At 65.6% G+C, this 25,667-nt stretch carries 25 protein-coding genes and 1 tRNA gene; 14 read left to right on the forward strand and 12 right to left on the reverse strand.

Annotated features, from left to right (window positions below):
* Positions 1 to 38: 38 nt before the first annotated feature.
* Both hmgB and MUG98_RS12385 read right to left on the reverse strand, forming a co-directional pair.
* Positions 39 to 1,376, reverse strand: coding sequence for a hydroxymethylglutaryl-CoA synthase (gene hmgB, locus MUG98_RS12380; RefSeq protein WP_265112414.1), 1,338 nt, complete (start codon positions 1,374 to 1,376; stop codon positions 39 to 41).
* Between the two features lie 394 nt (positions 1,377 to 1,770).
* Positions 1,771 to 4,026, reverse strand: a complete 2,256-nt coding sequence (locus MUG98_RS12385) for an NADP-dependent malic enzyme (protein ID WP_265112415.1) — start codon at positions 4,024 to 4,026, stop codon at positions 1,771 to 1,773.
* Positions 4,027 to 4,177: 151 nt separating this feature from the next.
* Between MUG98_RS12385 and MUG98_RS12390 the strand changes: the two genes are divergently transcribed.
* Positions 4,178 to 4,648: a phosphopantetheine adenylyltransferase gene (locus MUG98_RS12390; RefSeq protein WP_265112416.1), complete on the forward strand. Its 471-nt coding sequence runs from the start codon at positions 4,178 to 4,180 to the stop codon at positions 4,646 to 4,648.
* 164 nt (positions 4,649 to 4,812) lie between these two features.
* Here MUG98_RS12390 and MUG98_RS12395 read toward each other — a convergent pair whose 3' ends face one another.
* Complete coding sequence (locus MUG98_RS12395) at positions 4,813 to 5,121, reverse strand: transcription initiation factor IIB family protein (protein ID WP_265112417.1); 309 nt, start codon at positions 5,119 to 5,121, stop codon at positions 4,813 to 4,815.
* 255 nt (positions 5,122 to 5,376) lie between these two features.
* Between MUG98_RS12395 and MUG98_RS12400 the strand changes: the two genes are divergently transcribed.
* The 4 genes from MUG98_RS12400 to MUG98_RS12415 all read left to right on the forward strand — a co-directional run bounded on the left by MUG98_RS12400 (position 5,377) and on the right by MUG98_RS12415 (position 7,713).
* Positions 5,377 to 5,550 (forward strand): hypothetical protein, encoded by a 174-nt coding sequence (locus MUG98_RS12400; protein WP_165874869.1) that lies wholly within the window; start codon positions 5,377 to 5,379, stop codon positions 5,548 to 5,550.
* A 53-nt stretch (positions 5,551 to 5,603) separates the two neighbouring features.
* Positions 5,604 to 5,688: transfer RNA gene (locus tag MUG98_RS12405), tRNA-Leu, on the forward strand.
* Positions 5,689 to 6,131: 443 nt separating this feature from the next.
* Positions 6,132 to 6,944, forward strand: coding sequence for a diadenylate cyclase DacZ (dacZ, locus tag MUG98_RS12410; protein ID WP_265112418.1), 813 nt, complete (start codon positions 6,132 to 6,134; stop codon positions 6,942 to 6,944).
* Between the two features lies 1 nt (position 6,945).
* Positions 6,946 to 7,713 carry a mechanosensitive ion channel family protein gene (locus MUG98_RS12415; protein ID WP_265112419.1) on the forward strand — a complete coding sequence of 256 codons (768 nt, stop codon included), beginning with the start codon at positions 6,946 to 6,948 and terminating at the stop codon, positions 7,711 to 7,713.
* A 26-nt stretch (positions 7,714 to 7,739) separates the two neighbouring features.
* Here the strand turns inward: MUG98_RS12415 and MUG98_RS12420 are convergent, their stop codons facing one another.
* On the reverse strand, positions 7,740 to 8,564 hold the full coding sequence (locus tag MUG98_RS12420; RefSeq protein ID WP_265112420.1) for a nucleoside phosphorylase: 825 nt from the start codon (positions 8,562 to 8,564) through the stop codon (positions 7,740 to 7,742).
* A 59-nt stretch (positions 8,565 to 8,623) separates the two neighbouring features.
* On the opposite strand from MUG98_RS12420, the gene MUG98_RS12425 reads away from it, so the two are divergent.
* Complete coding sequence (locus MUG98_RS12425; RefSeq protein WP_265107764.1) at positions 8,624 to 9,055, forward strand: DUF488 domain-containing protein; 432 nt, start codon at positions 8,624 to 8,626, stop codon at positions 9,053 to 9,055.
* 132 nt (positions 9,056 to 9,187) lie between these two features.
* Positions 9,188 to 10,366, forward strand: coding sequence for a hypothetical protein (locus MUG98_RS12430; RefSeq protein WP_265107765.1), 1,179 nt, complete (start codon positions 9,188 to 9,190; stop codon positions 10,364 to 10,366).
* A 22-nt stretch (positions 10,367 to 10,388) separates the two neighbouring features.
* Here the strand turns inward: MUG98_RS12430 and cdd are convergent, their stop codons facing one another.
* From cdd to MUG98_RS12470, 8 genes are all read right to left on the reverse strand, one after another.
* The gene (gene cdd, locus MUG98_RS12435; RefSeq protein WP_265107766.1) at positions 10,389 to 10,778 is read right to left on the reverse strand and encodes a cytidine deaminase; all 390 of its coding nucleotides are present in this window, start codon (positions 10,776 to 10,778) and stop codon (positions 10,389 to 10,391) included.
* 106 nt (positions 10,779 to 10,884) lie between these two features.
* Positions 10,885 to 12,027, reverse strand: coding sequence for a CaiB/BaiF CoA transferase family protein (locus MUG98_RS12440; protein ID WP_265107767.1), 1,143 nt, complete (start codon positions 12,025 to 12,027; stop codon positions 10,885 to 10,887).
* Positions 12,028 to 12,169: 142 nt separating this feature from the next.
* On the reverse strand, positions 12,170 to 13,267 hold the full coding sequence (locus MUG98_RS12445; protein ID WP_265107768.1) for an ABC transporter permease: 1,098 nt from the start codon (positions 13,265 to 13,267) through the stop codon (positions 12,170 to 12,172).
* Entirely contained in the window at positions 13,260 to 14,504 is a 1,245-nt protein-coding gene (locus MUG98_RS12450) for an ABC transporter permease (RefSeq protein WP_265107769.1), read from the reverse strand. Before MUG98_RS12450 ends, MUG98_RS12445 begins: the two co-directional genes overlap by 8 nt.
* Positions 14,501 to 16,141: an ABC transporter ATP-binding protein gene (locus MUG98_RS12455; RefSeq protein ID WP_265107770.1), complete on the reverse strand. Its 1,641-nt coding sequence runs from the start codon at positions 16,139 to 16,141 to the stop codon at positions 14,501 to 14,503. The genes MUG98_RS12450 and MUG98_RS12455 overlap by 4 nt, the downstream gene beginning before the upstream one ends.
* A gap of 6 nt (positions 16,142 to 16,147) precedes the next feature.
* Positions 16,148 to 17,200: a BMP family lipoprotein gene (locus MUG98_RS12460; RefSeq protein ID WP_265107771.1), complete on the reverse strand. Its 1,053-nt coding sequence runs from the start codon at positions 17,198 to 17,200 to the stop codon at positions 16,148 to 16,150.
* Between the two features lie 170 nt (positions 17,201 to 17,370).
* Positions 17,371 to 18,762, reverse strand: coding sequence for a phosphohexomutase domain-containing protein (locus MUG98_RS12465; protein ID WP_265107772.1), 1,392 nt, complete (start codon positions 18,760 to 18,762; stop codon positions 17,371 to 17,373).
* Between the two features lie 101 nt (positions 18,763 to 18,863).
* Positions 18,864 to 19,499 (reverse strand): MaoC family dehydratase, encoded by a 636-nt coding sequence (locus MUG98_RS12470; RefSeq protein ID WP_265107773.1) that lies wholly within the window; start codon positions 19,497 to 19,499, stop codon positions 18,864 to 18,866.
* Positions 19,500 to 20,014: 515 nt separating this feature from the next.
* On the opposite strand from MUG98_RS12470, the gene MUG98_RS12475 reads away from it, so the two are divergent.
* From MUG98_RS12475 to MUG98_RS12505, 7 genes are all read left to right on the forward strand, one after another.
* Positions 20,015 to 20,335, forward strand: a complete 321-nt coding sequence (locus MUG98_RS12475; RefSeq protein ID WP_265107774.1) for an AbrB/MazE/SpoVT family DNA-binding domain-containing protein — start codon at positions 20,015 to 20,017, stop codon at positions 20,333 to 20,335.
* Entirely contained in the window at positions 20,332 to 20,817 is a 486-nt protein-coding gene (locus tag MUG98_RS12480; protein WP_265107775.1) for a hypothetical protein, read from the forward strand. Before MUG98_RS12475 ends, MUG98_RS12480 begins: the two co-directional genes overlap by 4 nt.
* Positions 20,818 to 20,859: 42 nt before the next feature.
* Complete coding sequence (locus MUG98_RS12485; protein WP_265107776.1) at positions 20,860 to 21,411, forward strand: poly(R)-hydroxyalkanoic acid synthase subunit PhaE; 552 nt, start codon at positions 20,860 to 20,862, stop codon at positions 21,409 to 21,411.
* Positions 21,408 to 22,976: a class III poly(R)-hydroxyalkanoic acid synthase subunit PhaC gene (gene phaC / locus MUG98_RS12490; RefSeq protein WP_265107777.1), complete on the forward strand. Its 1,569-nt coding sequence runs from the start codon at positions 21,408 to 21,410 to the stop codon at positions 22,974 to 22,976. Before MUG98_RS12485 ends, phaC begins: the two co-directional genes overlap by 4 nt.
* A 265-nt stretch (positions 22,977 to 23,241) precedes the next feature.
* On the forward strand, positions 23,242 to 23,985 hold the full coding sequence (locus tag MUG98_RS12495; RefSeq protein WP_265107778.1) for a beta-ketoacyl-ACP reductase: 744 nt from the start codon (positions 23,242 to 23,244) through the stop codon (positions 23,983 to 23,985).
* A gap of 289 nt (positions 23,986 to 24,274) precedes the next feature.
* Positions 24,275 to 24,907, forward strand: coding sequence for a proteasome subunit alpha (locus tag MUG98_RS12500; protein ID WP_265112453.1), 633 nt, complete (start codon positions 24,275 to 24,277; stop codon positions 24,905 to 24,907).
* Position 24,908: 1 nt separating this feature from the next.
* Entirely contained in the window at positions 24,909 to 25,661 is a 753-nt protein-coding gene (locus tag MUG98_RS12505) for an archaeal proteasome endopeptidase complex subunit alpha (RefSeq protein ID WP_265107779.1), read from the forward strand.
* Positions 25,662 to 25,667 lie beyond the last annotated feature (6 nt).

Consider the following 25,667-nt stretch of genomic DNA (forward strand, 5'->3'; position numbering starts at 1 on the left):
TACGGCGACGATCGGCGAGCGACAGCGTGAGGATCGTGCTACTCGACGTAACGGTACTTTCGCTCGCCCATACGACCCCAGCCGTCGAAGACGAACTCCGACTCGGGGGTCGTGAACTCCTCGACGTCGACGTCCATCTCGTGGTTGTGGACGTCGTGGATCTCCTCGTAGTCGTCCCAGCTCATGTCGTACCGGTCCTCGAGCTGTTCGTCGACGTTCAGAGCGGCAATCTCGTCCTGCCAGCCGTCCTGGATCGTCTCCGCGTGGCCCTCAGCCTGGGCACCGGAGCCGTACGACCCCACGAGCAGTTTGCTCCCGGCGAGATCGAGATCGTTCTCGAGGCCGTGTTTCAGCGCGCTGACGCGGGCGACGTGGACGGAGCCGGTGTACCAGTTGCCGACTTCACGGGAGATCGTGAGGGTCGGATCGATCGTGTTGGCGTACCACTCCTGATACCGGTCCGTCTCCTTGAGCGCGTCCATGTACACCCGGAGCGCGTCGTGGAACGCCTCGTCGTCGTCGAACGCTTCGGCCCGGGGCTGGCGACCGATCTCGTCGGCCAGTTCGTCCTCGATGCTGGTGTCGCGGATCATGTGGCGATACGCGAGCATTCCCGCTTTGCGGACCATCCCCGGAAACGGGGTGTGGAACGGGATGTAGGCGAACTGATCCGGGTGGGTGTCGCCCGCGACCCTCTCGTAATCCTCGAGCGCCTCGCGCATGCGTGCCAGATACACCTGGACGGAGCGCTTGCCGTCGACGGAGGGGAACTGCTGGTTCGGTTTGAGGAAGTCGGTCTCGTCGGCCGAGCCGTATCCCTGCTCGGCGGAGAGTTCGACGAGAGCCGGGTCCTCGCCGATGAGCATCGCGACGGCACCGGCACCCTGGGTCGCTTCGCCGGCGTCACCGCGAGCGTACAGCGCCGTATCGGTCGCGATGACCAGCGCCGAACGGCCGCGATTGCGGCCCGCACGGATCCAGTTGTACGCGTCGTCGAGACTCTGGGTGCCCGCGATACAGGCGAACTTCCGCTCGCCCTTGTTCGCGTGGTGGAAGTCACCATCGTAGACCTGTTCGAGACAGCCAGCGACGTACGTCGAAACCGGCTTCGAGTTGTCGAACGCGCTCTCCGTCGCGACGTCGATCCGGCCGATATCCTCGGGTTCGAGCCCCTTGCGTTCCATCAACCGGTGAGCGGCGTTGGCCGCCATCGTGACGATGTCCTCGTAGCTGTCGGGAAACGAACTGGCCGTGAGGCCGAGCCCCTTCGTATACTTTTCGGGGTCTTCGCCCTTTTCGGGGGCGAATGTGCCGGGTAAGTCGAGTTTGAGATTTCCCGTCCAGATCTCGATCGCGTCGATACCGACTGCTGTCATAGGTGGTGAATATTGACGAGGCTATATGATATTGTCGTTTACTGTTTCGACGATCGACGTTCGTCGAGGAACGCGATCCGGGTGCGGCCCGTGCGAAGTAGAACGCCCGTTCGGGACCGTCGCTCACACCGGATCGTCCGTCGCGACGGCCCGTCCTCAGAATCGATCAGCCGCTGGAGATTGCTACCGCCGTCGTCGATCGGGTCGTCGACTGTACGCACGTCGACGGGACCGTTCCGTCCGGTCGGGTAATCGCCGCATTCTGCGTGTTCCGTCCAGACACACACGCGAGGATAGTTCTGGCAGTTCGAGCGGTCGTTGGCCACGAAAACGGCGATCGAACGGCCCTGTGAGGCGATTCTCCCGTCGTCCGCGTCGCTTCGCCACGCGGCTGCTACTCCTGCTGTGCGTCGACGACTGCGACGCCGGCCAGGTTCACGATGTCCTTGACCTCGTCGCCGCGCTGGAGGACGTGGACCGGTTTGTCCATACCGACGAGCATCGGTCCGATCGCGTCCGCGCCGCCGAGGCGCTGGAGGAGTTTGTAGCCGATGTTGCCCGACTCGAGGTTCGGGAAGACGAGCACGTTCGCAGGTTCCTCGAGTTCCGAGAACCCGTACGTTCCCTCGAGGATATCTTCGACGACTGCCGTATCGGCCTGCATCTCGCCGTCCACCGGAAAGTCGACGTCGGGATCGTTCTGGAGCATGCTCGCTGCCCGGCGCGGTTTACGGGTCCCCTCGTTGTTCACGCTCCCGAAGTTCGAGTACGACAGCAGCGCGGCGCGGGGTTCGATGTTGAACCGGCGGGCGAGTTTCCCGGTCTGTTTGGTCACTTCCGCGAGGACCTCCTCGTCGGGATCCTGATTGACCGTCGCGTCGGCGACGAAGATGACGCGGTTCTTGAACGTGAGCATGTAGACACCCGCCGCGTAATCGACGTCCTCGTCGGTCCCGACCACCTGCAACGGGGGTCGGAGCGCCGAGGGATAGTGATGGGAGAGACCGGTCAGCAACGCGTCGGCGTCGTCCTGTTCGACCATCACGCTCCCGAAGTAGTTCGAGTCGCGCTCGATGAGTTCGCCCGCTTCGGACCGCGTGATCCCCTTCCGCTGGCGCAGTTCGTGGAGCCGTTCGGCGTACTCCTCGTAGTCGCCCACGGACGGATCGGCGACCTGCGGATCGAAGTCGAGTCCGAGGTTCGCGGACGTCCGGCGGATCTCGCTCTCGTCGCCGATGAGGACCGGGAGCGCGATGCCCTGCTCCTGGATCTGGTAGGCCGCCCGGATCATCTTCTCGTTCTCGCCCTCCGCGAGTGCGACCGTCTTGGGATCGCTCTTGGCCTTGTTGAGGACGACCCGCATCATCTCGCGGGACTTGCCGAGGCGCGCCTCGAGTTCCTCCTCGTACTCGTCGAGGTCGATCTCGGTGCGGGCGGCACCGGACTCCATCGCGGCCTCGGCGATCGACGGCGCGACGCGGAAGAGCACGCGGGGATCGACCGGCTTCGGAATGATGTAGTCGGGGCCGAACTGGAGCGGTTCGTCGCCGTAGGCCTTGACGACCGCGTCCGGAACGTCTTCGCGGGCGAGTTCGGCGAGCGCCTCCGCACAGGCGACCTTCATCCGCTCGTTGATCTCGGTCGCCCGGACGTCGAGCGCGCCGCGGAAGATGAACGGAAACCCGAGGACGTTGTTGACCTGGTTCGGGTAGTCGGAGCGACCCGTCGCCATGATGACGTCGTCGTCGCGGGCCGCCTTGGCCTCCTCGTACCCGATCTCGGGATCGGGGTTGGCCATCGCGAAGACGATCGGATCGTCGGCCATGGACCGGATCATCGCCTGACTGACGATCCCCCCGATCGAGAGTCCGACGAAGACGTCCGCACCCTCCATCGCGTCCGCGAGGTCGCCCTCGGGCACGTCACGGGCGAACTGCTGCTTGTACTCGTTGACCTCGCCCCGCTCCGCGCGCCGCTGGGTGATGATCCCCGTAGAGTCACACATGGTGATGTGCTCCTTCTTGCAGCCGAGCGAGACGTAGAACCGCGCCGTCGCGATCGCGCTCGCGCCGGCACCCGAGAAGACGATCTCGAGGTCTTCGAGGTCCTTGCCGGCGATATCGGCGGCGTTGAGCAGGGCGGCACCGGAGATGATGGCGGTACCGTGCTGGTCGTCGTGGAAGACCGGGATGTCGATCTCCTCGCGGAGCCGTTCCTCGACGGTGAAACACTCGGGGGCCTTGATATCCTCCAGGTTGATCCCGCCGAAGGTCGGCTCCATCATCTTCACCGCTTCGACGATCTTGTCGGGGTCGGCCTCGTCGAGTTCGATGTCGAAGACGTCGATGTCGGCGAAGCGCTTGAACAGGACGCCTTTCCCCTCCATGACGGGCTTGGACGCCTGTGCGCCGATGTCGCCGAGCCCCAGCACGGCCGAGCCGTTCGAGACGACGCCCACGAGGTTGCCCTTTGCCGTGTAGGTGTATGCCTCCGTCGGGTCCGCGTCGATCTCCATACACGGGGCCGCGACGCCGGGCGAGTAGGCGAGCGAGAGGTCACGCTGTGTATTTGTCGATTTCGTGGTCGAAATCTCGATCTTTCCGGGTGGATCCGTCCGGTGGTACTCGAGTGCGTCCTCGTCTAGTCCCATACCGGTGACACTGCGGGGCAGAACTAAAAACAATCGAAGGGGAGATTCGACAGCTGTCGTAATAGCCAGTCAGTTCCGGTCGACGGCGGTTCAGTCGACCGGGAGACGGGGATTCGACCGTTTTATACGCGCCGCCCAACTGGGATTGGGTATGGACGTCGCGCTTGGTGGGACGTTCGACCCCGTCCACGATGGCCACCGGCGGCTGTTCGAACGGGCGTTCGAACTCGGAGACGTGACTGTCGGGCTGACCAGCGACGAGCTCGCACCGAAGACACGACACGTCGAGCGGCGGGTCAGGCCGTACGACGAACGAGAGCGGCGACTCGCGTCGGAACTCGACTCCTTCGCGACGGAGTACGATCGCGAATTCGAGATCCGGACCCTGACGGAGCCGACCGGTATCGCGACCGAGCCTCAGTTCGATTACCTGGTCGTCTCGCCGGAGACCCGCGACGGCGGCGAGCGAATCAACGAGATCCGACTCGAACGCGGTCACGATCCGCTCGAGGTCGTCGTCGTGCCACACGTTCTTGCCGAGGACGGGGACATCATCTCGAGTACCCGAATCGTCAACGGGGAAATCGACGAACACGGGAACCTGATCTCGGACGACGCCTGAGTCACGACCGGAAGTCCCCGGTCGCGACTGCGCCGATCTGCCACCACGGTCGGCCGACTGATTTCGCGTTCGCGGACAGTCAGTTCGTCGAGTCGTTCACGCGGTTTTCTCAGTGTATCGTACACTTACGTGGATAAGCGATCGGCTGACCGGTGAAACGGTCGCTACCAGCGCGGCGGCTCGAGTCCGGCCGATTCGAGGAGGTCCTTCCAGCGCGACTGAATCGAGAGCCGAGAGACGTCGGCAGCCTCGGCGACCGTCCCCTGGGTCCGCCCGTCCCCAGCGACGAGCGCCCCGGCGTAGAGACTGGCCGCCAGGACGGCCCGTTTCGACCGATCGGTCTCGGGGACGTCCGCGAGAAAGAGATCGATCGCACACGACCGTGCCTCGTCGGAGAGTTCGAGGCGATCGGCGACGGTCTCGAGTTCGTCGAGCCACGGTTCGTACTCGATCCGATCCCGGGCGCTGTACATACGACGACCTATCGCGGCATCCGGAATAAACCCACGGTCCGGGTCGACCGGGTACAGCCGTCGAACCGGTCGCGGTGAGAGTCGGTGAAACGGTGCCCAATACGGAGCTACGCGGGGCAACGTTCAGCTACGAACGCCTCAGTGAACCGGCCGTTCACTGCCGATTTCACTAGGAGACGACTACTAAAGCACGGGTAGAGCCAACGTCGAGACGACGCCTGTCGCTCGATCCCGGTGCGCGGCTCGCGTTCCGCCATGAAAGAACCAACGTGTAAACTCGTCTGTACCGGCTGTGGTCTCGAGATGCCGTACCGGGACCGATCGCTGGCCGAACAGGCGGCAGAACTCCATCAGCTTCGTGATCCGGAGCACGTGACGTTCATCGTCCCCCCGGACTGGTCACCGGAGGAGCCGGTCAAACACGAGTAGCGAGTAGTGCGGATCGACAGCTTCTTACTCGATTCGGAAAAAGCGGGACGTGAGCGCGGGTAGCCAAGCCAGGCCAACGGCGCAGCGCTTAGGACGCTGTCCCGTAGGGGTCCGCCGGTTCGAATCCGGTCCCGCGCATCGCTGTCGCGAACAGTATCGTGAGCGACAGCGATCGGTCGGTCGGATTCGCACCCTGCGAGGAACGCGCAGCGACCACCGGACGCGAGCATTGCTTCCGCCGTTCGAATCCGGTCCCGCGCCAGTTTCTCCCGCCAGTTCACCGGAACGCGGCCGATCGAGAGCCGAATCGCGATCGAACCGGGCTGGTTTTCGTTCGAGTCCGATCGCGACTCGTGACAGTCCGCCAGCGATCGTGTTCGCCTTCCATCGCGTCCGAACTGCCGTGTCGGATCGCGATCGGGAGCTACCCGGTGTCGATCGGAGCGGCCGGATCGGCCAGATTCAAGCCAGCCAGACCGTCCAGACTGCAGAAATCTCCTGAACGAGCGCCTGTGCCGAGCGACAGACGCGCGTCTGACGGTCCACAACGCTTATTCGCGCGCGACCGGGTTGTATGAGCAATGGCCGGACTTGACGACGTGTTCGGGGACATCTTCTCGAGTGTGGACGCGGTCGTCCTTTTCTCGCCGAGTGGGTCGTACTACGAACGCTTCACCGAAGTCGACGATCTCGACCTGATCGTCGTCGGCACGGAAAACGCCGTGGGAGCCGACACGTTCGTCGAACTCCCCCTCGCGTTCGACGAGATGTCCGAACGGATCCGCTTCGGTATCGAAGGGTCGTTCGAACAGGACCTGATCGAGGACGGCGACGTGCTGGCCTGTGCGACGAGCGTCTTCGGCGACGAGATCGACACCATCTCTCGCGTGCGTGCAAGCGCGGACCAGCACACCGGCATCTACGACCTCTTCTCGAAGTCGCGAGCGGACCCGGACGTCATCAAGTCGGTACTGGAACTGGCGATCGAACTCGGCAAGAAGGGCCAGAAGGGAAAGCCGGTCGGGGCGCTGTTCGTCGTCGGGGACGCGGGCAAGGTCATGAACAAGTCCCGGCCGCTATCGTACAACCCGTTCGAGAAATCCCACGTCCACGTCGGCGATCCGATCGTGAACGTGATGCTGAAGGAGTTCTCGCGACTCGACGGTGCGTTCGTGATCTCCGACGCGGGCAAGATCGTCTCGGCGTACCGGTATCTCGAACCGTCGGCGGAAGGGGTCGACATCCCGAAGGGGCTCGGTGCGCGGCACATGGCCGGTGGAGCCATCACTCGCGATACGAACGCGATCGCGATCGTGCTCTCGGAGAGTGACGGACTCGTCCGGGCGTTCAAAGCAGGAGAACTCATTCTGGAGGTCGATCCGGAGGCGTACTGATATGGTGGACTGGCAGACGCTCATCGACGAACCGGCCGTCATAGCGGCGGCGGTGCTGGCGCTCGGACTGGTCATCGGCTATCTGGTCGGGCGACTCAACAAGGAGTTGCTCACCGCCTCCGGCGTTCCCGAGGCCGTCGAGGGGACGCCGTTCGAGCGGACTGCCCAGTCGATCGGGACCTCGACGGTCGAGATCGTCGCGCGGTTGAGTTCGTGGTTCATCTACGGGATCGCCGTCCTGACGGCGATCCACATCGCCCAGTTGCTGGACACCAACGCATTCTGGCTGCGCGTGACGGAGTTCATCCCGCAGGTGTTCATCGCCGTGCTCGTGCTCATTCTCGGCTTCATCATCGCGGACAAATCGGAGTTACTGGTCAGCGAGTACCTCCGCGGGGTCAAACTCCCGGAGGTGTCGGTGATACCGAAGGTCGTCAAGTACTCCGTGCTCTACGTGGCGTTCATCATCGCGCTGGGACAGATCGGCGTCCACGTCATCGCGCTGATGGTTCTGCTGACGGTCTACGCGGCCGGGATCGTGCTCGTCGGTGCCTTCGCGTTCAAGGACTTCCTCGTCTCGAGCGCAGCGGGGATCTACCTGCTGCTCAACCAGCCCTACAGTATCGGCGACGAGGTCAGGATCGGCGACCAGTCCGGCATCGTCCAGGAGGTCGACCTGTTCGTGACCAAGATCGAGGACGACTCCGAGGAGTACATCGTTCCCAACCGGAAAGTGCTCGAGGACGGGGTCGTGCGAATGCGAGAGTAGGACGGCCGCTGCGGACCGATCGGCCGCTAGTCTTCGATCGAGAGGCCGGCGTGCCAGCGATCGACGCCGGCCTCGCGTTTGACCGCGTCCATCTTCGCCAGCAGGTGCGTCGCGAGCGTCGCGGTTTCGGCCGCGCGTGACTCGCCTTCGGTTCTGAATTCGCCCGTTTCGCGGTTGGCGTAGACGGAACAGACGGCGCCGGCCCGGAGTCCGTAGACGTTCGCGAGCGTGAGGATTGCGCTGGCTTCCATCTCGATGTTCTTGACGTTGGCTTCGGCGAGCTGGTCGACGAGGTCGTCCGCACCCGCGGCCTCGAACCCGTCGAAACCGGGCCGACCCTGGCCGGCGTAGAACGAATCGGCGCTCATCGTCACGCCGGTGTGGTAGTCGTACCCGAGCCGTTCGGCGGCAGCGACGAGCGCCGAGACGACCTCGTGGTCAGCGGCGGCGGGGTAGTCCTCTCGGACGTATTCGTCGCTCGTCCCCTCCTGACGGACGGCACCGGTGGTGATCACGAGGTCGCCAACCGCCATCTCGGGCTGGAGCGCGCCACAGGAGCCGACCCGGATGAACGTGTCGGAGCCGACGCGGGCGAGTTCCTCGACGGCGATCGCGGCTGAGGGGCTGCCGATCCCGGTCGAAGTGACGGAGATCGGCGTCCCCTCGGCGGTCCCGGTGGCGGTCCGGTACTCGCGGTGGTGGGCGACGACGTCGTGGTCGTCCCAGTGGGCGACGATCTTTTCGAGGCGTTCGGGGTTACCCGGCAGGAGCACGGTATCGGCGACGTCCGCCGGACCGACCTCCAGGTGATACTGCACGTCGGCGTTCGGATCTTCGCTGTCCCCAGGCATGGAATAGCGGCGTTTCGCACCGACACTGTATATAAATGCGGGGCGCGCGTAGGCCGCGTATGGGAGACGCGACGCTCTCCGACACCTACGTCGCCGCCATCCAGCACGATCGGGCCGACGTACCGCCCGACGCGACGCTCGTCGGCGTCGTCCGGAGTCCGACGCGGTGGTTCCACGCGGCCGTCGACGAGAACGTGCCCGAACTCGGGCCGCCGGCCGAACTGCTCGACGCGATCAAAGACGTCGAGGAGGAGTTCAAGATGCAAGGGCTCTGCGAGGAAGGCGCGCACAACGCCGCGTGGGATCGGGTCGAGTTCGACGATCGGTACCGCGACCACCTCGCGGAATCGAGCGAGGCGACGGCGGCGCTCGCGGACCTCGAAGAACGGCTCGAGGCGGGCGAGTCGCTGGCGCTGGTCTGCTACGAGAACACCGACAAGAAGCAGTGTCACCGGACGATTCTACGGGACGTCCTCGAGGGAGACCCGTAGACGGACCGTTCCGGCGCGGACGCGCGACTCGAGTTGAGAACCCGTGTGAGCGGGGGTAGGTCGGGTACACAGATCGAGGCGGCTCGATCAGATAGATTTTTGGCTGAAGTGGAGAATGAAAAATATTGTGCCATGATAACGAACGAGGACTTGCCCGCGATCGGCGCTATCTTCGTCGCCGGTATGGCGCCCCCGATCGTGGTTGCGCTGTCGGTACACGACGTTCTCTCTCTCTACCTGACTGGCCGACAGTTCGCGTCCCTCGGTGCGGCCGCGTTCGCCCTCCTCGCGTGGGTACTCCTCGAAGCACGGGATATAGACCGCGCGAACTTCCTGGTCGCGTCGCTCGTCCTCCCGTGGATCGGTGTCGTCGGGGTGCTATTCGTGGCGCTCACGCTGGGAGAACACCCCGTCGGTTTTCAGTACCTCTTCGGGGAGTTCGAGGATCTCGGAGCGTACGCAGCGTTCTACACGATCGCCGGCGTCGTGGCCGTGGGACTCCTGCGAGGAGTCGAACGGTTCGCACGGCGGGACGGCTGGAGTCCCGCACCGCTGACCGTCGCCGTCGGCCTCGTCGCCGTCCTCGTGCTCGGGTCGGCCGCGAGCGGCGCGTACGTGACTATCGCCGCGAGTTCCGCCTCGATCTCGGATGTCGAGGCCGACGTCATCGATCGACGATCGAACTACGAAACCGACGGGACGGGGCTGGTCGTCGTCGTCGAGGGCGAGCCAACGGAGCTTCGACTGGTGGTGACCGCACCCGACGGGACGACGGCGATCGAGCGGCTCTCTGCCGAGGATCTGCAGGACGGAAGGATCACGGTCGAACTCGAGTACTGGCGATTCGACGCACCCCTGCGGGCCGGGACGTACGAGGTGGAGTTGTCGGCACTGACGGGGGTAACCGTCGATCGGACGACGTACACGATCGAGACCGAGCCCACGCCGTCGCTTCGGCAGGTCGAGGTCGTACCGGCGGACGACGAATTCGACGTCGACGTTCCCGCCGACGCGACGGTGAGAGACCCAACAGGCACGGATGCGGTCAGGATCGTCACCGTGATCGCCAACGAGGGCGACGCCCCCGGCAGGTTCGCCACCAGACTCATGACCGGAGACGGCGAGTACGTTACGGTCCAGGACATCGTGATCGAACCCGATCAGTCCGGTGTGAACGTCGTCGGCCTGTCCGACGAGGACGTCGAGCGGGTCCACCGGGAGAGCGACGGGGAACTCGAGGTGGAAGTCATCTTCGACGGCGAAGTCGTCACGACGGAGACCGTGACGCTACCCGAGACCGATAGCGAGTAGCGACGAACGTCCTGCCGTCGCGTCACTCGAGCATCTCTTCTGAGATCGTGTTCGGTAGCAGTTCGCCGAGCGTGTACTCGCTGACTGAATCGCCCTCGTCACAGAGCACGAGGAGGTTCGCGTCGCAGAACTCGGTCAGCGTCTGGCGACACATGCCACAGGGCGTGACGCCGTCCCGGCGGCTGGAGCTGACCGCGAGTCTGGTGAACTCCCGGTGGCCGTTCTTGACCGCCTCCGCGATCGCGACCTCCTCGGCGTGGAGGCTGTTGCTGAAGTTCGCGTTCTCGAGGTTGCAGCCGACGAACACCTCGCCGTCGGCCGTCTCGAGGGCGGCCCCGACGCGGTACTCGGAGTACGGGACGTGTGACTGTGACTGGATCTCCCGGGCGGCGGCGACGAGTTCCTCCGTCATGAGATGGGCTATCCGCGGTTCGGGGAAGAAAGTACCGACCGACCGGCCGAGCAGACCCGATCGACGGCTCGCGCCGCGAGTCGCTCACGCAGCGCCTCGACCGTCGCTAGTCGCCCTCCAGTAGGCCCTCGATCTCGGCCTCGTCGCAGCCGATCGCCTCGAGGACCGCTCGCGTGTGTTCGCCGTGGGCCGGCGTCTCCGACGGCGCGGGCGACGCGCCCCTGATCGGCGAGAGGATCGCCGGATCGTCGCCCCGCCTGACCATCCCGCGGTCCGCGAACTGGGGGTGGTCGAGCGCCTCCGCCGGCGTCAACACGGGCGCGATGGGGATCTGCGGGGTCGCGAACTCGACCCACTCCTCGCGCGTCCGATCGGCGAACACGGCCTCGAGTTCGGCCCGGAGTGCCGCCTGCTCGGTCTCGTCGCGGGTCCCGTGGACGGACGCGAGGTCGGGTCGATCGACGGCGTCACAGAACGCCTGCCAGAACTTGGGTTCGAGCGCCGAGAGCGTGACGTACCGGTCGTCGGCGGTTTCGTAGACGTTGTACCACGGGTGACCGCCGGTGAAAAACCCGTCGCCCGGCCGCGGCTCGTCGCCGTACAGGGCGGGCGTGGCGACCGCCTGCGAGAACGACAGCACCGCGTCGGAAAGCGAGCAGTCGAGGTAGGTGCCGCCCCTGCCGCCGAGTTCCCGCGAGAGCAGAGCCGAGACGATCGCGAACGCGGCGGACAGCCCGCCGGCCATGTCGGCCACGGGGTAGCCCGGAATCCGGGGCCGTTCGTCGGTATCCGATCGAGTCACGTCGAGCAGGCCCGCCAGGCCGACGTAGCCGAGATCGTGGCCGGCGTGGTCGCGGTAGGGGCCGTCCTGCCCGTAGCCGGAGATCGAGCAGTAAACCAGGTCTGGATTGCGGTCGCTGACCGTCTCGTAGTCGATGCCGAGTCGATCGACGACGCCGGGCCGGAAGCTCTCGATCAGGACGTCCGCATCCTCGACGAGTCGCAGAAACGCGTCGCGTCCGTCGTCGGTCTTCAGGTCGAGGGTGACGCTGCGTTTCCCGCGGTTGACCGCTTCGAAGACGGCACCGGTGCCGTCCGGGGTCCGTGGCGGGAGGTGTCGGGCGTAATCACCCGCGTCGGGATCCTCGATCTTGATCACGTCCGCGCCGAGATCCGCGAGCAACTGGGTCGCGTACGGACCGGGCAGGAGCCGCGTCAGGTCGAGCACGCGTACGTCGTCGAGATGCATACACGCGGCCACGGCGGCTGGACACTTGACAGTTAGCGAGTGGAAACCCGCGGTTACCGCCGTGGAAAGAGGTGGCTACAGTAAGACGCCGCTGCGGTGGCCAACCGGGAGGGACGAATGCGCGGCGATCCGAGCGTCGCGATCAGTCCTCGCCGGATTCGTAGTTCTCGCCGGCGGCCTCGGGGAGGCGGGTTCGGCCGACGAAGACGAGGACGACGATCACCGTCGCGTACGGGATGGTACGGATGAGTTCCGTCGGAACGGCATAGCCGGCCGCCTGCAGACGGATCTGCAGCGCGTCGAGGCCCGCAAAGAGGAACGAACCGGCCAGGGCCCCGATCGGGTTGTAGTTCGCGAACAGGTAAGTTGCGATCGCGATGAACCCGCGGCCCCCGATATCCGTCTCGCCGCCGCCGGCGAACGTCCCGAGTTGACCCAGGGCGAACCCCGCGCCGCCGAGCCCGGCGAAGACGCCCGAAAGGAGGACTGCGGCGTATCGGACCTTGCGGACGTCGACGCCGGCGGTGTCCAGCGCTTTCGGGTTCTCGCCGCTGGCGACGACCCATCGGCCGAACCGCGTCTGGGTGAGCAGATACCAGCCCGCAGCTGCCGCGAGCAGCATGATCCAGACCTGCGGCGGCGTGTCGAACAGCAAGTACCCGACGATCGGAATCTCGGCGAGCAGCGGGACCGTCACCTTGTCGAACGTGCCGACGCGGGCCGAGTTCGGGCTGTTGAAGACGATGCGCGAGACGAACGGCGCGAGGCCGAGCGCGATGAGCCAGACCGCCAGTCCGGCGATGATCTGGTCGGCCTTGAACTCGATGCAGACGATCGCGAACACCAGCGCGAAGGCCGTGCTCACGAGCACGCCGGCCAGCAGTCCCCACCAGTGATTCGAGACGAACGCCGTCGACTCGCCGGAGCCGAGCCAGTGGGTCACGAGAATACCGCCGAACGCCGAGACGATGAGCAGTCCCTCGATCCCGATGTTGATGACACCGCTCTTCTCCGCGAAGATGCCGCCGATCGCCGCCAGCGCGATCGGGACCGCGAGTCGGAGCGTCGCCGTGTGTGTACTCGGACTGATCACTACCGAGAGGAGCACGCCGAGCCACGAGTCGGGATAGACGACCCCGATCACGACCCAGGTGGCCGCGAGTGCGAGCAGGACGCCGACGATCGCACGCGTAGAGAGGGACGCGGAGAGGTCCTCCAGGCGGTCGCGGCGTTCAGTCATCGGACTCACCTCCCGACCGCTCGCCCTCACCGTCGGCGCGAACCGGGCGGTTCGCGTCGACCGCGACGTAGCGCTGGCCGATCATCCGGAAGAACTCCGGCATCGCGACGAAGAGGATGAGCAGTCCGCTCAGGATGCCGACCAGTTCCGGCGGCACGTCGGTCGCGGTACTGATCGATCGGGAACCGCCCTGGAGGACGCCGAACAGAAACGCCGCGAGGCCGACGCCGAGCGGGTTGTTCCCAGCGAGGATCGACACCGCGATGCCGTCGAAGCCCAGCGACGGCACGTTCTCGAGCCAGCGGCCGTGGACCATCAGTACCCAGAAGGCGCCGCCGATGCCGCCGAGCGCGCCCGAGAGCGTCATGCTGGCGACGGTCATCCGCTTGTCGTCGACGCCGCCGTACGCGGCGGCTTCGGGCTGGACGCCGCTCGTGCGCAGTTCGTAGCCGAAACTCGTCCGGGCCAGCAGCCAGGCGATCCCGACCATCAGGAGGACGGCGAACGCGAGCGCGAGCAGCGAGAACCGCATCCGGCCGCTGAAGCCGACGAACGGAATCGTCGGAATCTGTGCGTACTCCGGGACCGCGGCCGTCTGCGGGTTCGCGCTGTCGGGATCCTGGAACTGCCAGGACAACAGCGTCGAGGTGACGCCGACCGCGATGAAGTTGAGCATGATCGTCGTGATCACCTCGTTGGCGTCGCCGTACGCTTTCAGCGCACCGGGGATCGCGCCGTAGAGGCCACCGGCGACGGCGCCCGCGAGAACGCCGACGGGAACGAGCAGTATCGTCCCGACGAATCCGGCGGGGACGACCGCCGCGACGGCGAGGACCGCCACCGCCGTTGCGAGACCACCGACGACGAGTTGCCCCTGCGTGCCGATGTTGAACAGTCCCGCGCGAAAGGCGACTGCGACCGAGAGGCCCGTGAATATCAGCAGCGTCGTCTGCTGGAGCGTCGTCGCGAGGCTGAAATTCAGCGGGGTCCACCCGCCCTCCAGCGGATGCCCGAGCGCGCCGAAGAACAGTTCGTAGTAGACCTGCATGGGGTTGTAACAGAAGGTGACGCCGGCCAGGTCGAGGCCGGTTCGACAGGAGGCGAAGGCACCGGAGACGAACACGAGGACGCCGCCGATGAGTATCGAGACGATCAGTGCGGCGACGCTGATAACGGCGCGTTCGAACACCGATGCGCGAACGAGTCGATCGAAAAGGCGTTCGATCCGCGCTCTCATCGCTCGTCACCTCCGCGTTCGCTGCGGGCCATGCCGTCTATCTCCGACGGCGCGGCCGTGTCAGTGCCGGGCCGTTCGCCGGCCATCAACAGCCCGAGTTCTTCCTCGGTGAGGTCGTCCGGATCGGTGACGTCCATGAACTCGCCCTCGTAGATGACGGCCAGTCGGTCCGACAGCCCCCGGACCTCCTCCAGGTTCGACGAGACGAGGAGTATCGCGACGCCCTCGCGCCGGAGTTCGAGCAGTCGATCGTGGATGAACTCCGTCGACCCGATGTCGACGCCGCGCGTCGGGTGGGTCGCCACGACGAGGTCGGGGTCCCGTTCGAACTCCCGACCGACGATGAACTTCTGCTGGTTACCGCCCGACAGCGATCGAGCGTCGGCGTCGGCGTCCGGCGGCCGGACGTCGTAGGTGTCGATGATCGCGTCCGTGTGGTCGCGCACGTCGGGCCAGTCGATCCGTCCCGAATCGGTGAACGTCGGCGACCGCTGGCTGCCGAGCACGCCGTTCTCGACGAGATCGAACGGCATCACCAGTCCCTGTTCGTGTCGATCCTCCGGAACGTACGCCATTCCGGCCTCGATTCGACGTCGGCGAGACCACTCGGTGATGTCGGTGCCGTCGAACCCGATCGATCCGTCGTCCGGCGTTCGAAGGCCGGTGATCGCCTCGATCAGTTCCGACTGCCCGTTTCCGTCGACGCCGGCGATCCCGAAGATTTCGCCCGCTCGAACCTCGAGGTCGATGCCGGAGACGTCGGTGACGCCGTGACCGTTCTCGACGGTGAGATCGGACGTCGAGAGGACGACGTCACCGGTCTCGCTCGGATCGGGGTCGACCTCGAGCAGGACCTCACGACCGACCATCAGTTCCGCCAGGTCCCCGCGACTGGTCGTGGCGGGATCTACCGTGCCGACGGACTCGCCGTCCCGGAGGACGGTGATGGCGTCCGCGGCGTGCATCGCCTCACCGAGTTTGTGGGTGATGAAGATGATCGTCTTCCCCTGGGCGGTGAGTTCCTCGAGGACGTCGTAGAGGCCCTCGACCTCCTGTGGCGTGAGGACCGCCGTGGGCTCGTCGAGGATGAGGACGTCCGCGCCCCGGTAGAGCGTCTTGAGGATCTCGACCCGCTGCTGGACGCCGACGCTGACGTCCTCGACGGTGGCTCCGGGGTCGACGTCGAAGCCGTAGCGGTCACAGAGGTCGCGGATCTCCCGATCGATCCGCTCCCGATCGACCGCGAGTCCGAACCACTTCCGGGGCTCGTTCCCGAGCGCGATATTCTCGGCGACGGTCATCGGATCGACCAGCATGAAGTGCTGGTGGATCATCCCGACACCGGCGTCGATCGCGTCCCGGGGCGTCTCGAACGATCGGCTCTCACCGGCGACGACGATTCGGCCCTCCTCCGGCCGGTAGAGTCCGTAGAGGACGTTCATCAGGGTCGTCTTTCCGGCACCGTTCTCGCCGAGTAGTGCGTGAACGGTGCCGCGCTCGACGACGAGGTCGACGTCGTCGTTGGCGACGACGCCCGGGAACCGCTTCGTGATTCCGTCGAGGTGAACGGCGACGTCGTCGCTCGTCGCGGCCGTCTCGTCGGTTCCACCGTCGGGTGGCGCTCCCGGCTGGCTCATGAGCGATTACAGTTCGTCTGGGACGTCGATCTCGCCGTCGATGATCGCCTGCCTGGAGTCGTCGAGGGCGCTTTTGACATCGTCGGGGATTTCGTCCCCGAGGGTCTGCCCGTAGACCGCCTCGACGCCGTCCGCTTCGAGGCCGAGTTGTTCGACCTCGCCGCCGGTGAACTCGTCGTTGACGACGGATTCGACCGCGGTGAAGACGGCGGTATCGACGCGCTTGACCATGCTCGCGAGGATGACGTCGGCGTAGTCGGATTCGCTCTGGGACTGGTCGGCGTCGACGCCGATCGCGAACCGGCCCTCGGATTCGGCCGCCTGGAAGACGCCGACGCCGGTCGCGCCCGCCGCGTGGAAGATGATGTCGGCACCCTGATTCTGGTACATCGATCGCGCGGCCTCCTGTCCGCCCGCGGTGTCGTTGAAGTCGCCGACGTAACTCGAGACGACCTCGGCGTCCTCGTTCGCGTACTCGACGCCGGCCGTGAAGCCGGCCTCGAACGATTCGATCAGCGGCGATTCGACGCCCCCGACGAAGCCGACCACGTTCTCGTCGGGATTCGTTTCACCGTCGCCGGCCGCAAACTCCATGTCGGTCAGCAGTCCGGCGAGGTGACCGACCTGGAACGACCCCTGTGGCTCGCCGAAGACGAAGCTCCGGACGTTGTCCGCCTCGACGACGGCGTCGATGATCATGAAATTCTGGTCCGGGTACTCGGGCGCGTTTCCGGACAACGCGTCCTCCTGTGCGAACCCGATACAACTGATCAGGTCGTACTCGCCGGACTCGGCGAAGTCGCGCTGTGCGCCGTCGAACTCGCCCGCTGACTCGGGTTCGGTTTCGTCGACGGCCACGTTGTACTCGTCCTGGGCGTCCTGTACGCCCCGCTGTGCCATGTCGTTGAACGAGTTGTCGCCGAGTCCACCAGTTGCGTACACCATTCCGACCTTAACGTCCGCCCCCGATTCGTCACCGAACCCGCCGACGCAACCGGCCATCGCCGCGAGTCCAGCAACCGTTCCCCCTTTCAAAAACGTCCGTCGATTTCGTGACATGGGCACGACTAGCGTACACCATCGATTTATACCCGTCGGAATCCTCGATGGTGCGTCGACGAAACAGGTGATCTATCCGACATCTGTTCCGTTCACGGCCGGTACGATCGATTTCCGGTTCGGTTCGGACCGAGCGAATCCGGGGAATCCGGGGGCGTTGACGGATCACCTCACTGCGGATCGGCGTCTGTCACCACCGACTCGACGACCGAACGGGCCTGGTCGACCAGTTCGTCGACATCGTCGCTCTCGGCGTAGAGCCGAACGTACGGTTCGGTCCCGCTCGGGCGCACGAGGAGCCAGGACGCGTCGTCGAACTCCAGTCGAACGCCGTAGTCGGTGTCGACGGCCGCCTCGGGGAACCGATCGGGCAGGTCGGTCTCGAGCGTGGCCATGACGTCGGTCTTGGCCGCGTCCGGACAGTCGACGCTAACCTTCCGGTAGGGACGTTCGGTGACCGGTTCCCGGAGCGCCGCCGTGTCCCCCGCGTCGGCGACGAGCGCGGCGACTGTGGCGGCGCTCGCGACGCCGTCGATCCAACCCCCGAACGCGGTGTGAATGTGTTTCCACGGCTCCGCGGCGAAGACGACCTCGGTGTCAACGCCGCCGCGCTCTCTGGCGATCCCCTCGTGGAGCGCCCCGAGTCGCACCCGCTCGACGCGGCCGCCCGCCTCGCGGACCTGCTCGTCGATGCGGGCCGAGGCGTTGGGGGTGGTGACGACGACGGGATCGTCGACGTCGCTCTCGGCCGTGTAGTGGGCCGCCACCGCGGCGAGGACGGTGTCCTCGTGGATCACGTCGCCGTCGGGACCGAGGACGACGAGCCGATCGGCGTCCCCGTCGTGAGCCAGTCCGAGGTCGAACGCGCCGGCCGCGAGGAAGTCGGAGAACTCGGCGAGCGTCTCGGGAGTCGGTTTGCTCGGCCGGGCGGAGAAGTGGCCGTCGACGGACGCGTTGACGCCGACCACGTTCGCTCCCAGCCGATCGAGGACCTGTGGCGTTGCGAGCGACCCCACACCGTTCCCGCAGTCGACGGCGATCGAGAGCCCCGCGAGCGGTCGTTCGTTCGGGGACCCCGCCTCGCTCCCGTCGCCGAACCGATCGCGGACATACGCGACGACGGCGTCGCGGTATCGATCGAGGATTTCGAGCCGGTGTGCCTCGCCCCACTCGTCCCACGGCGCGAGTCCGCGGGCCTCGCCGGTGACGCGGTCGTCGATCGCCCGCTCGGCGTCGCTGTCGTACTCGACGCCGTCGGCGAAGAGTTTGATCCCGTTGTCGGTCGGCGGGTTGTGACTCGCGGTGAGCATCACGCCCCGGCGACCGCGCGAGGCGAACGCGAGTGCGGGCGTCGGGACGACGCCGACGCGGCGGACGTCCGCACCGGCGCTCTCGAGGCCGGCTTCCATCGCAGCCGCGAGCGCTGGGCCCGTCTCCCGGCCGTCACGGCCGACGACGAACGTCGTTCCGGGGTCGCCCGCCGCCTGCCCGACCGCGAGTGCGAGCGACGGTGTAACCTCCTCGACTGGCCCCCGGATCCCTGCTGTCCCGAACAGTGTCATGGTGGCCCGTTCCGCAAGCAACTACTTATATGTCCGAGAAGGATCGTCGCCGAGAACCGGGACGTGGCGAGAGTGAGAAGAGTGGGGGGTGGCGTCTCGAGTTACTCGGGCAGGTCGTCGATCAGCACGACGGCCTCGCCGTTGATCACCGTCGCGTCGTCGTCCTCGTTGCGGATGACCGTCTCGAGACGGTACTGGTCGTTGCCGAGGTCCTCGACGATTTCTACGCGTGCGGAGACGCGATCGCCGATGCCGACCGGCCCGCTGAACTCGAGGTCCTGCGAGAGGTAGATCGTGAGTCCGGGGAGTCGGGCCAGCGCCGCACTGATCAACCCGGAGACGAGCGTCCCGTGGACGATGCGCTCGCCGAAGCGCGTGTCGGCGGCGAACCCCTCGTCGAGGTGGAGGCGATTCGTGTCGCCGCTGACGTGGGCGAAGGCGCGAACGTCCTCGTCGGAAAGGACCTTCTCGAAGGTCACGGTGTCGCCGACGCTGATCTGATCCGGATCGTCGACGGTCCGATCGAACTGCCAGTCGAGACTCGAGTGATCGATCGAGGGAATGGACGCAGGAACGCTGTCGCTGTCCGCACAGTTCGTGTCCTCGGAGGCGGGGAGCATGGCAGAGACTGCAGCACGGTTCGCAGCCGTCGCACTCTGCAGGAGGGTCCGGGTCATCGCCGTCCACGCGTTCGTCATGGCAGCGAAGTTACTCCCCCCAGAGTTCTGGTGTGACATCTACCCGCGCATAAGCGTGTGGGGGTTATGACTTCTTTGGCCGAAGCAATCCACACTTACTGTCCGAAATCGGGTATTACTGACTTTCGGATCGAATCTGTGGGGCCGTTCGATCGGTGGGACGGTCGAGATGGATTCGTCGAGCGGTCGAGGTCGTCCCGATTCCGGATCGGCCGGTTGCGATCGCGCGCCTACCAGCCCTCGACCTTGATTTCGCCGGCGTGCATCGCTTGTACGTTGCCAGGATAGAGCATTCACTCTCGCGGGCCCACGGAGATTCCGTCGATCAGCGGCGAATCCCGCCGATCGTCGACGTATACAGCGTCGACGTTATCGTAACGCGCCCCGGCGTGCGATGCCCTCGTGATCCGGTACGGGGACACTATCCGATACTCCCGGTACAGGACACGCCATCCGATGCTATCTGAACTACCAGATACCACGTACACCATTTCATGGTATCAGATGGTATCTGAGGGCAAGCTTTATTACGATCGGGGCCCTCCGTACAGTTGATGACGGACGACTCCGACCGATCGCTCTGGTTCCCGCCTGCGATGTTCACCGAACAGATGCAGGAGGCAGGCGAGCAGGTCGCCGAATCCCAGCAGGAGATGATGCGGAAGCTGATGCAGGCGAGTTCCTCGAACCCGTTCGAGAGCACGTCGGCACTCGGCCCGATGAACATGGGAACGGCGACGTTCAAGGCTCGCGTCCAGAGCGGCGGTCGGATCAGCATTCCCGGCCCGGAACGGGAAGCCCTCGACATCGAAGAGGGAGATATCGTCCAGACGATTGTCGTGCCCGTCAAACGCAACCGAGAGGATCAATCATGACTCAGAACCCTATGACGCAAATCTTCGACGCACAGCGCACCGCAGTTGAACAGTCCCAGAACCTCACCCACGACGCTCTCGAGGCCCAGAAGACCTCGATCAGCGCCGTCGCCGACGTCGTTCAGACGTCGGGCGCGATGTTCGAGTCCAACGCCGAACTCACGAAGGGCGCGATTCACGCCTACTTCGACGCCATGGAAGCCTCGCTCCCCGAAGAGGCAGCCGACTTCGACGAGGCCCGTGAACTCGTCGACGAAGGCTTCGACGCCGCCACCGAGGCCCAGTCGCAGTCCCTCGAGGCCGTCGTCGAGGCGATCGAGGAATCCGAAGCCGCCTACGACGAGTTCGCCGGCAACTACTCAGAAGTCGTCGACTCCTCGTTCGACGCCTTCCTCGAGGCCCACGAGCAGGTCGAGCAGAACGTGACGGCCGTCGCCGAAAACGTCGAAGAGGCCGCCGACGAGTTCGACGTCTCGGCGTAGAGAGCCCTCAGTCTTTTCACACTAGCACCCCAATTTTAGCCAATGGCAGACTCACAGCAGCCCCAGGCGCAGAACTGGAACGCATTCGTCGAACAGTGGAACGAACAGTTCCTCGAGACGCTCGAGGACAACATGGAGGCCCAGGCCCGGTTCGTCGAGAGCTGGTCGGAAGCCGTCGGCGAGGTCAGCGAGGACACCGAGATTTCGGACGGCGTCGAGGGCTACGCCCGCGCCTACGAGACGTGGATGAACGCCTCCCAGCAGATGGTCGAGCGAATGAACGACGCCCTCGAGGGCGAAGACGTCGAGATCGAGGAGTTCCGTGACGTCTGGCTCAACACGGCCAACGAGGCGTTCAAGGAGATCATGTCGACGACGGCCTTCGCCAAGATGACCGGTGAAACCGTCGGCGACGTCCTCGAACTCCAGCAGCAGGCCGACGAAGCCGCCGAAGAGACGCTGCACAACCTCGGCTTCGCGACCGAGGGCGACGTCGTGGAGGTCGGCGATCGTCTCGTCGAACTCGAGCGTCGCCAACACGCCGTCGAGCAAAAACTCGACCGCGTCCTCGAACACATCGAAGACGAGCAATGAACAACCCATACGCAACCGTTCTGGACATCCAGCGGCAGGCCTGGGAAGGTGCGGCCGACCTGGCCGACAAGAGCCGCGTCGCACCCGAGCGAACCGAAACGCTCGAGAACGTCGAGGTCGGCCAGACCCCGAGCGAGGTCGTCTACGAGGAGAACAAGCTCCGGCTCCTCCACTACGAGCCGATGACCGAGGAGCAACACGACATCCCGATTCTCGTCGTCTACGCGCTGATCAACAAGCCGTACATCCTCGACCTGCAGCCGGACCGATCGGTCGTCCAGACGCTGCTCGAGGCCGGCTTCGACGTCTACCTGATCGACTGGGGCGAGCCGTCCAAGCTCGATCGATCGCTCACCCTCGACGACTACGTTACCCGGTACATCGACAACTGCGTCGACGTCGTGCGCGAGCGCTCAGGCCAGGATGCGATCAACGTCCTCGGCTACTGTATGGGCGGCACCAAGTCGGCCATGTACGCCGCGCTCAACCCCGAGAAGGTCGAGAATCTCGCCCTGATGGCCGCCGGGCTGTGCTTCGCCGGCGACGGCGGCGTCCTCGAACTCTGGGGGGCCGAGAACTACTACGACCCGGAGAAGGTGACCGAAACCTTCGACAACGTCCCCGCGGAGTTCCTCGACATCGGGTTCGCGCTGATGGATCCGATCGCGAACAACCTGACGAAGTACGTCCGCTTCTACGACAACGTGGAGGACGAGGACTTCGTCGAGAACTTCGCCCGGATGGAGCGCTGGCTCGGCGAGGGGATCGACGTCGCCGGCGCCGCCTACGAGGAGTTCATCGAGGACATCTACCAGGACAACAAGCTGTACGAGAACGAACTCCACCTGAACGGCAAGCACGTCGACATCACCAACATCGACATGCCCGTCCTCCAGATCGTCGCGGAGTACGACCACCTCATCCCGCCGGAGGCCTCCAAGCCGTTCAACGAGAAGATCACCTCCGACGACACCGAGATCATGGAGTTCGCGACGGGTCACATCGGCATGTCCGTCTCCTCGCGGAGCCACGCCGAACTCTGGCCCGACGTCTGTGACTGGTTCGAGGCCCGATCGAGCGGGGACGGCGAAACACCGGCGGAGCCACGTGAATCCGACGCCGCGCCGGAGACGTCGGAGCCCAAAACGGCCGACGCAGCCCTCGCCGAAGACGTCGCGGGCGACGAGAGCGGTGCCGAGGGCCTGACCGACGGCAGCGCGACCGTCGATCGGAAGGCCGACGACCTCCCCGGTGAAGCGCGGTCCGACGAGGAGATCGCCGAACGCGCGGAAGACGACGTCCAGGAAGCGCCCGCGGAACCGGGCGAGATGGCCGTCGACGAGGCCATCGCCGAGGACGTCACCGACGAGGAGATCACCGAGGAGTCCGCGGACGACCTCACCGACCTCACCGGCGTCGGCCAGGCCTACGCGGAGGATCTCACCGAGGCCGGTATCGAGACGTTCGACGACCTCGCAGCCGCCGACGTCGCCGAACTCGCGACCGAAACGGGAATCTCGCCGAGCCGGATCGAGGACTGGATCGAGCAGGCGACGAACCGATAGCCGATTCGGTGGCTGAGTCCGATCGGGATCGGGCTTCGGATCAGGGTCACGGTCGTGGTCACGTCGGTTTTTGACACGGCTCTCCGGAACAATCCCGTCAGCCGGTGATATCGCCGATCGGCGGCAGGCCCCGGGAACGATCACCGGCGAGACTGGAGTCGGCGGCTGGCAACCGGTGAGGCCGAGCGGAAAACACGTTCGATTTGCTGTATGTTCTGTTATCCCACAGGTCGTTATTTAGCATCGGACGTGGAACGTTCCGACCATGTCTATGGAGGGACGCACCTGTGTCATCACAGGTTCGGCACGTGGCATCGGACGGGGTATCGCGGAGTACCTCGGCGAAGAGGGGGCGAACGTGGTCGTCAACTACCGATCGTCTGAGGGGCCCGCCCACGAAGCCGTCGACGCGATCGAGTCGGCGGGAGGACAGGCAGTCGCGGCGCAGGCCGACGTCTCCGTACGCGATGAGGTCGAACACATGCACGAGGTCTGCCACGAGGCGTTCGGGCCCGCCGACGTACTGGTGAACAACGCCGGCATCACCGCGGACGAGCAGTTCACGGATATGACCCGCGAGGAGTGGGATCGCGTGATGGACGTCAACCTCGGCGGGATGTTCAACTGTACCCAGGTGTTCTACGACGACATCTGGAACGCCCACGAGGGGCGATTGATCAACATCTCCAGCGTCGTCGGCAAGCAGGGCAACTTCGGCCAGGCGAACTACGCCGCCGCCAAGAGCGGCATGTTCGGCTTCACCCGAACGATCGCGCTCGAACTCGCGAAAGGGGGGTCGACCGCCAACTGCGTCGCCCCCGGCTTCACGCGCACGGACATGCTCGAATCCGTCCCGGACAAGGTCCTCGATCGGATCATCGCCGGGATTCCGCTCGAGCGACTCGCCGAGGTCGAGGACATCGCGGCGGTCGTCCAGTTCCTCGCGAGCGAGGACTCCTCGTACGTCACCGGCGAAGTGATCGACGTCAACGGCGGCATGGACCTTTAGGGGAGAGAGCGTCGCTGTCCCCTCGACCCGCGCAGTTCGGTCCGAACGTGTAGGCGGGACTGGTGGACACGATCCGTCGAAACGGGTTCGTACGCCCGCCCGGCTAAAATATATTTTAGCTAACAGTTAATCCCGCGAGCCCCCTCCTGTCCGGTGATGCACCAGACAGACCACGGCGTGCCCGTCAGCGGGCCAGGATTCGAATCGATCGACGGTACGGAGTCAAATCGAACCACCGTTCGCTCCCGGACGGACGGACGGACACGCCAGTACGGCCGACACGAGCGAAATCGTCACGACCGGAACCACGACGCTCGGCGCCGTCGGTGCGGACGGGGTCGTCCTCGCCGCCGACACGCGAGCGAGCCTGGGCGGCCAGTTCGTGACGAATCGAACGGCTCGAAAGATCGCGCCCGTCGACGATCGGACGGCCGTCGCGTTCGCGGGGAGCGTCAGCGACGCGCAGTCGTTCGTTCGGGGGTTGCGCGCCGAACTCCGGCTGTACGCGTTACGCCACGACGGGTCGGCGTCGATCGAGACGGCGGCGACGGTCGCCGGCGATCTGGTTCGACGGGGGACCTACCGGATCCTCGATCTCGTCCTCGGCGGGGTCGACGACGAACCGGCGGTGTACCAGATCGGCCCCGGCGGCGGTGTCATGCGCACCGAGTACGCGGCGAGTGGCAGCGGAATGCAACTGGCGTACGGCGCCCTCGAAGGTGCCTACGAGTCCGACCTCCCGCTGGCCGACCTCCGGGAGACCGCTGCCAGAGCCGTTTACAGCGCGACCGAACGGGATACCGCCAGCGGTGACGGGATGACGATCGCGACGATCACCGGCGACGACCTCGAAATCGAGGTCTTCGACGCCCCAGGGGACGCCGTCGCGGCGACGACCGTTTCGAGCGCGGAGGGAGCCTGAGATGGAGCCGAGCAGTCACCAGCAGGCATACGATCGGGGCAGTACCCTCTTTTCGCCCGACGGACGGCTCTACCAGGTCGAGTACGCACGGGAAGCCGTCGAACGGGGGTCACCGAGCGTCGGTGTGACGACCGACGCGGGGGTCGTCCTCGCGGCCCGAAAGCGACTCCGATCGCCGTTACTCGAGTCGTCGTCCGTCGAGAAGATTCACCTGGTCGACGATCACGTCGCGATCGCGTCGGCGGGACACGCCGCCGACGCTCGACAGCTCGTCGACGTCGCTCGCCGGACGGGCCAGCAACACCGGGTGCGATACGGGGAGCCGATCGGGATCGAGGCGCTCGCGAACCAGCTCGCCGATCGGATCCAGACGAACACCCAGCGCGGTGGCTCGCGTCCGTACGGTGCGGCGTTGCTCGTCGGTGGCGTCGAGCGGCGGACTGATGGCAGCCGACCGCGTCTGTTCGAGGTCGATCCCAGCGGAACCGCCTACGGCTGGGACGCGGTCGCGATCGGGACCGACGGGGACGAGCGAACCCGGTTCTTCGAGGACCGGATCGGCGACGCGGCGGGATCGGAACGCGCCGATCGCCGGTGGGGGACCCACACGGCGCTCGAGGCGCTCCAGGCGACGGTCGAGGACACGCTCGACCCGGCCGCGCTCGACGTCCGCTCGATCGATCCCGAATCGGCAACGGTCGAGAGAATTTCGGATGCCGAGATCGAGGGCCACCTCGAGGAAATCGCCTCGTAGTCGCAT

The organism is Halosolutus halophilus, assembly GCF_022869805.1.
GTDB lineage: Archaea > Halobacteriota > Halobacteria > Halobacteriales > Natrialbaceae > Halosolutus > Halosolutus halophilus.

Bases quoted from the DNA above. Each gene is read 5' to 3' on its own strand.
- hmgB (WP_265112414.1), bottom strand. From the start codon at position 1,376: ATGACAGCAGTCGGTATCGACGCGATCGAGATCTGGACGGGAAATCTC.
- MUG98_RS12385 (WP_265112415.1), bottom strand. From the start codon at position 4,026: ATGGGACTAGACGAGGACGCACTCGAGTACCACCGGACGGATCCACCC.
- MUG98_RS12390 (WP_265112416.1), top strand. From the start codon at position 4,178: ATGGACGTCGCGCTTGGTGGGACGTTCGACCCCGTCCACGATGGCCAC.
- MUG98_RS12395 (WP_265112417.1), bottom strand. From the start codon at position 5,121: ATGTACAGCGCCCGGGATCGGATCGAGTACGAACCGTGGCTCGACGAA.
- MUG98_RS12400 (WP_165874869.1), top strand. From the start codon at position 5,377: ATGAAAGAACCAACGTGTAAACTCGTCTGTACCGGCTGTGGTCTCGAG.
- dacZ (WP_265112418.1), top strand. From the start codon at position 6,132: ATGGCCGGACTTGACGACGTGTTCGGGGACATCTTCTCGAGTGTGGAC.
- MUG98_RS12415 (WP_265112419.1), top strand. From the start codon at position 6,946: ATGGTGGACTGGCAGACGCTCATCGACGAACCGGCCGTCATAGCGGCG.
- MUG98_RS12420 (WP_265112420.1), bottom strand. From the start codon at position 8,564: ATGCCTGGGGACAGCGAAGATCCGAACGCCGACGTGCAGTATCACCTG.
- MUG98_RS12425 (WP_265107764.1), top strand. From the start codon at position 8,624: ATGGGAGACGCGACGCTCTCCGACACCTACGTCGCCGCCATCCAGCAC.
- MUG98_RS12430 (WP_265107765.1), top strand. From the start codon at position 9,188: ATGATAACGAACGAGGACTTGCCCGCGATCGGCGCTATCTTCGTCGCC.
- cdd (WP_265107766.1), bottom strand. From the start codon at position 10,778: ATGACGGAGGAACTCGTCGCCGCCGCCCGGGAGATCCAGTCACAGTCA.
- MUG98_RS12440 (WP_265107767.1), bottom strand. From the start codon at position 12,027: ATGCATCTCGACGACGTACGCGTGCTCGACCTGACGCGGCTCCTGCCC.
- MUG98_RS12445 (WP_265107768.1), bottom strand. From the start codon at position 13,267: ATGACTGAACGCCGCGACCGCCTGGAGGACCTCTCCGCGTCCCTCTCT.
- MUG98_RS12450 (WP_265107769.1), bottom strand. From the start codon at position 14,504: ATGAGAGCGCGGATCGAACGCCTTTTCGATCGACTCGTTCGCGCATCG.
- MUG98_RS12455 (WP_265107770.1), bottom strand. From the start codon at position 16,141: ATGAGCCAGCCGGGAGCGCCACCCGACGGTGGAACCGACGAGACGGCC.
- MUG98_RS12460 (WP_265107771.1), bottom strand. From the start codon at position 17,200: ATGTCACGAAATCGACGGACGTTTTTGAAAGGGGGAACGGTTGCTGGA.
- MUG98_RS12465 (WP_265107772.1), bottom strand. From the start codon at position 18,762: ATGACACTGTTCGGGACAGCAGGGATCCGGGGGCCAGTCGAGGAGGTT.
- MUG98_RS12470 (WP_265107773.1), bottom strand. From the start codon at position 19,499: ATGTCACACCAGAACTCTGGGGGGAGTAACTTCGCTGCCATGACGAAC.
- MUG98_RS12475 (WP_265107774.1), top strand. From the start codon at position 20,015: ATGACGGACGACTCCGACCGATCGCTCTGGTTCCCGCCTGCGATGTTC.
- MUG98_RS12480 (WP_265107775.1), top strand. From the start codon at position 20,332: ATGACTCAGAACCCTATGACGCAAATCTTCGACGCACAGCGCACCGCA.
- MUG98_RS12485 (WP_265107776.1), top strand. From the start codon at position 20,860: ATGGCAGACTCACAGCAGCCCCAGGCGCAGAACTGGAACGCATTCGTC.
- phaC (WP_265107777.1), top strand. From the start codon at position 21,408: ATGAACAACCCATACGCAACCGTTCTGGACATCCAGCGGCAGGCCTGG.
- MUG98_RS12495 (WP_265107778.1), top strand. From the start codon at position 23,242: ATGTCTATGGAGGGACGCACCTGTGTCATCACAGGTTCGGCACGTGGC.
- MUG98_RS12505 (WP_265107779.1), top strand. From the start codon at position 24,909: ATGGAGCCGAGCAGTCACCAGCAGGCATACGATCGGGGCAGTACCCTC.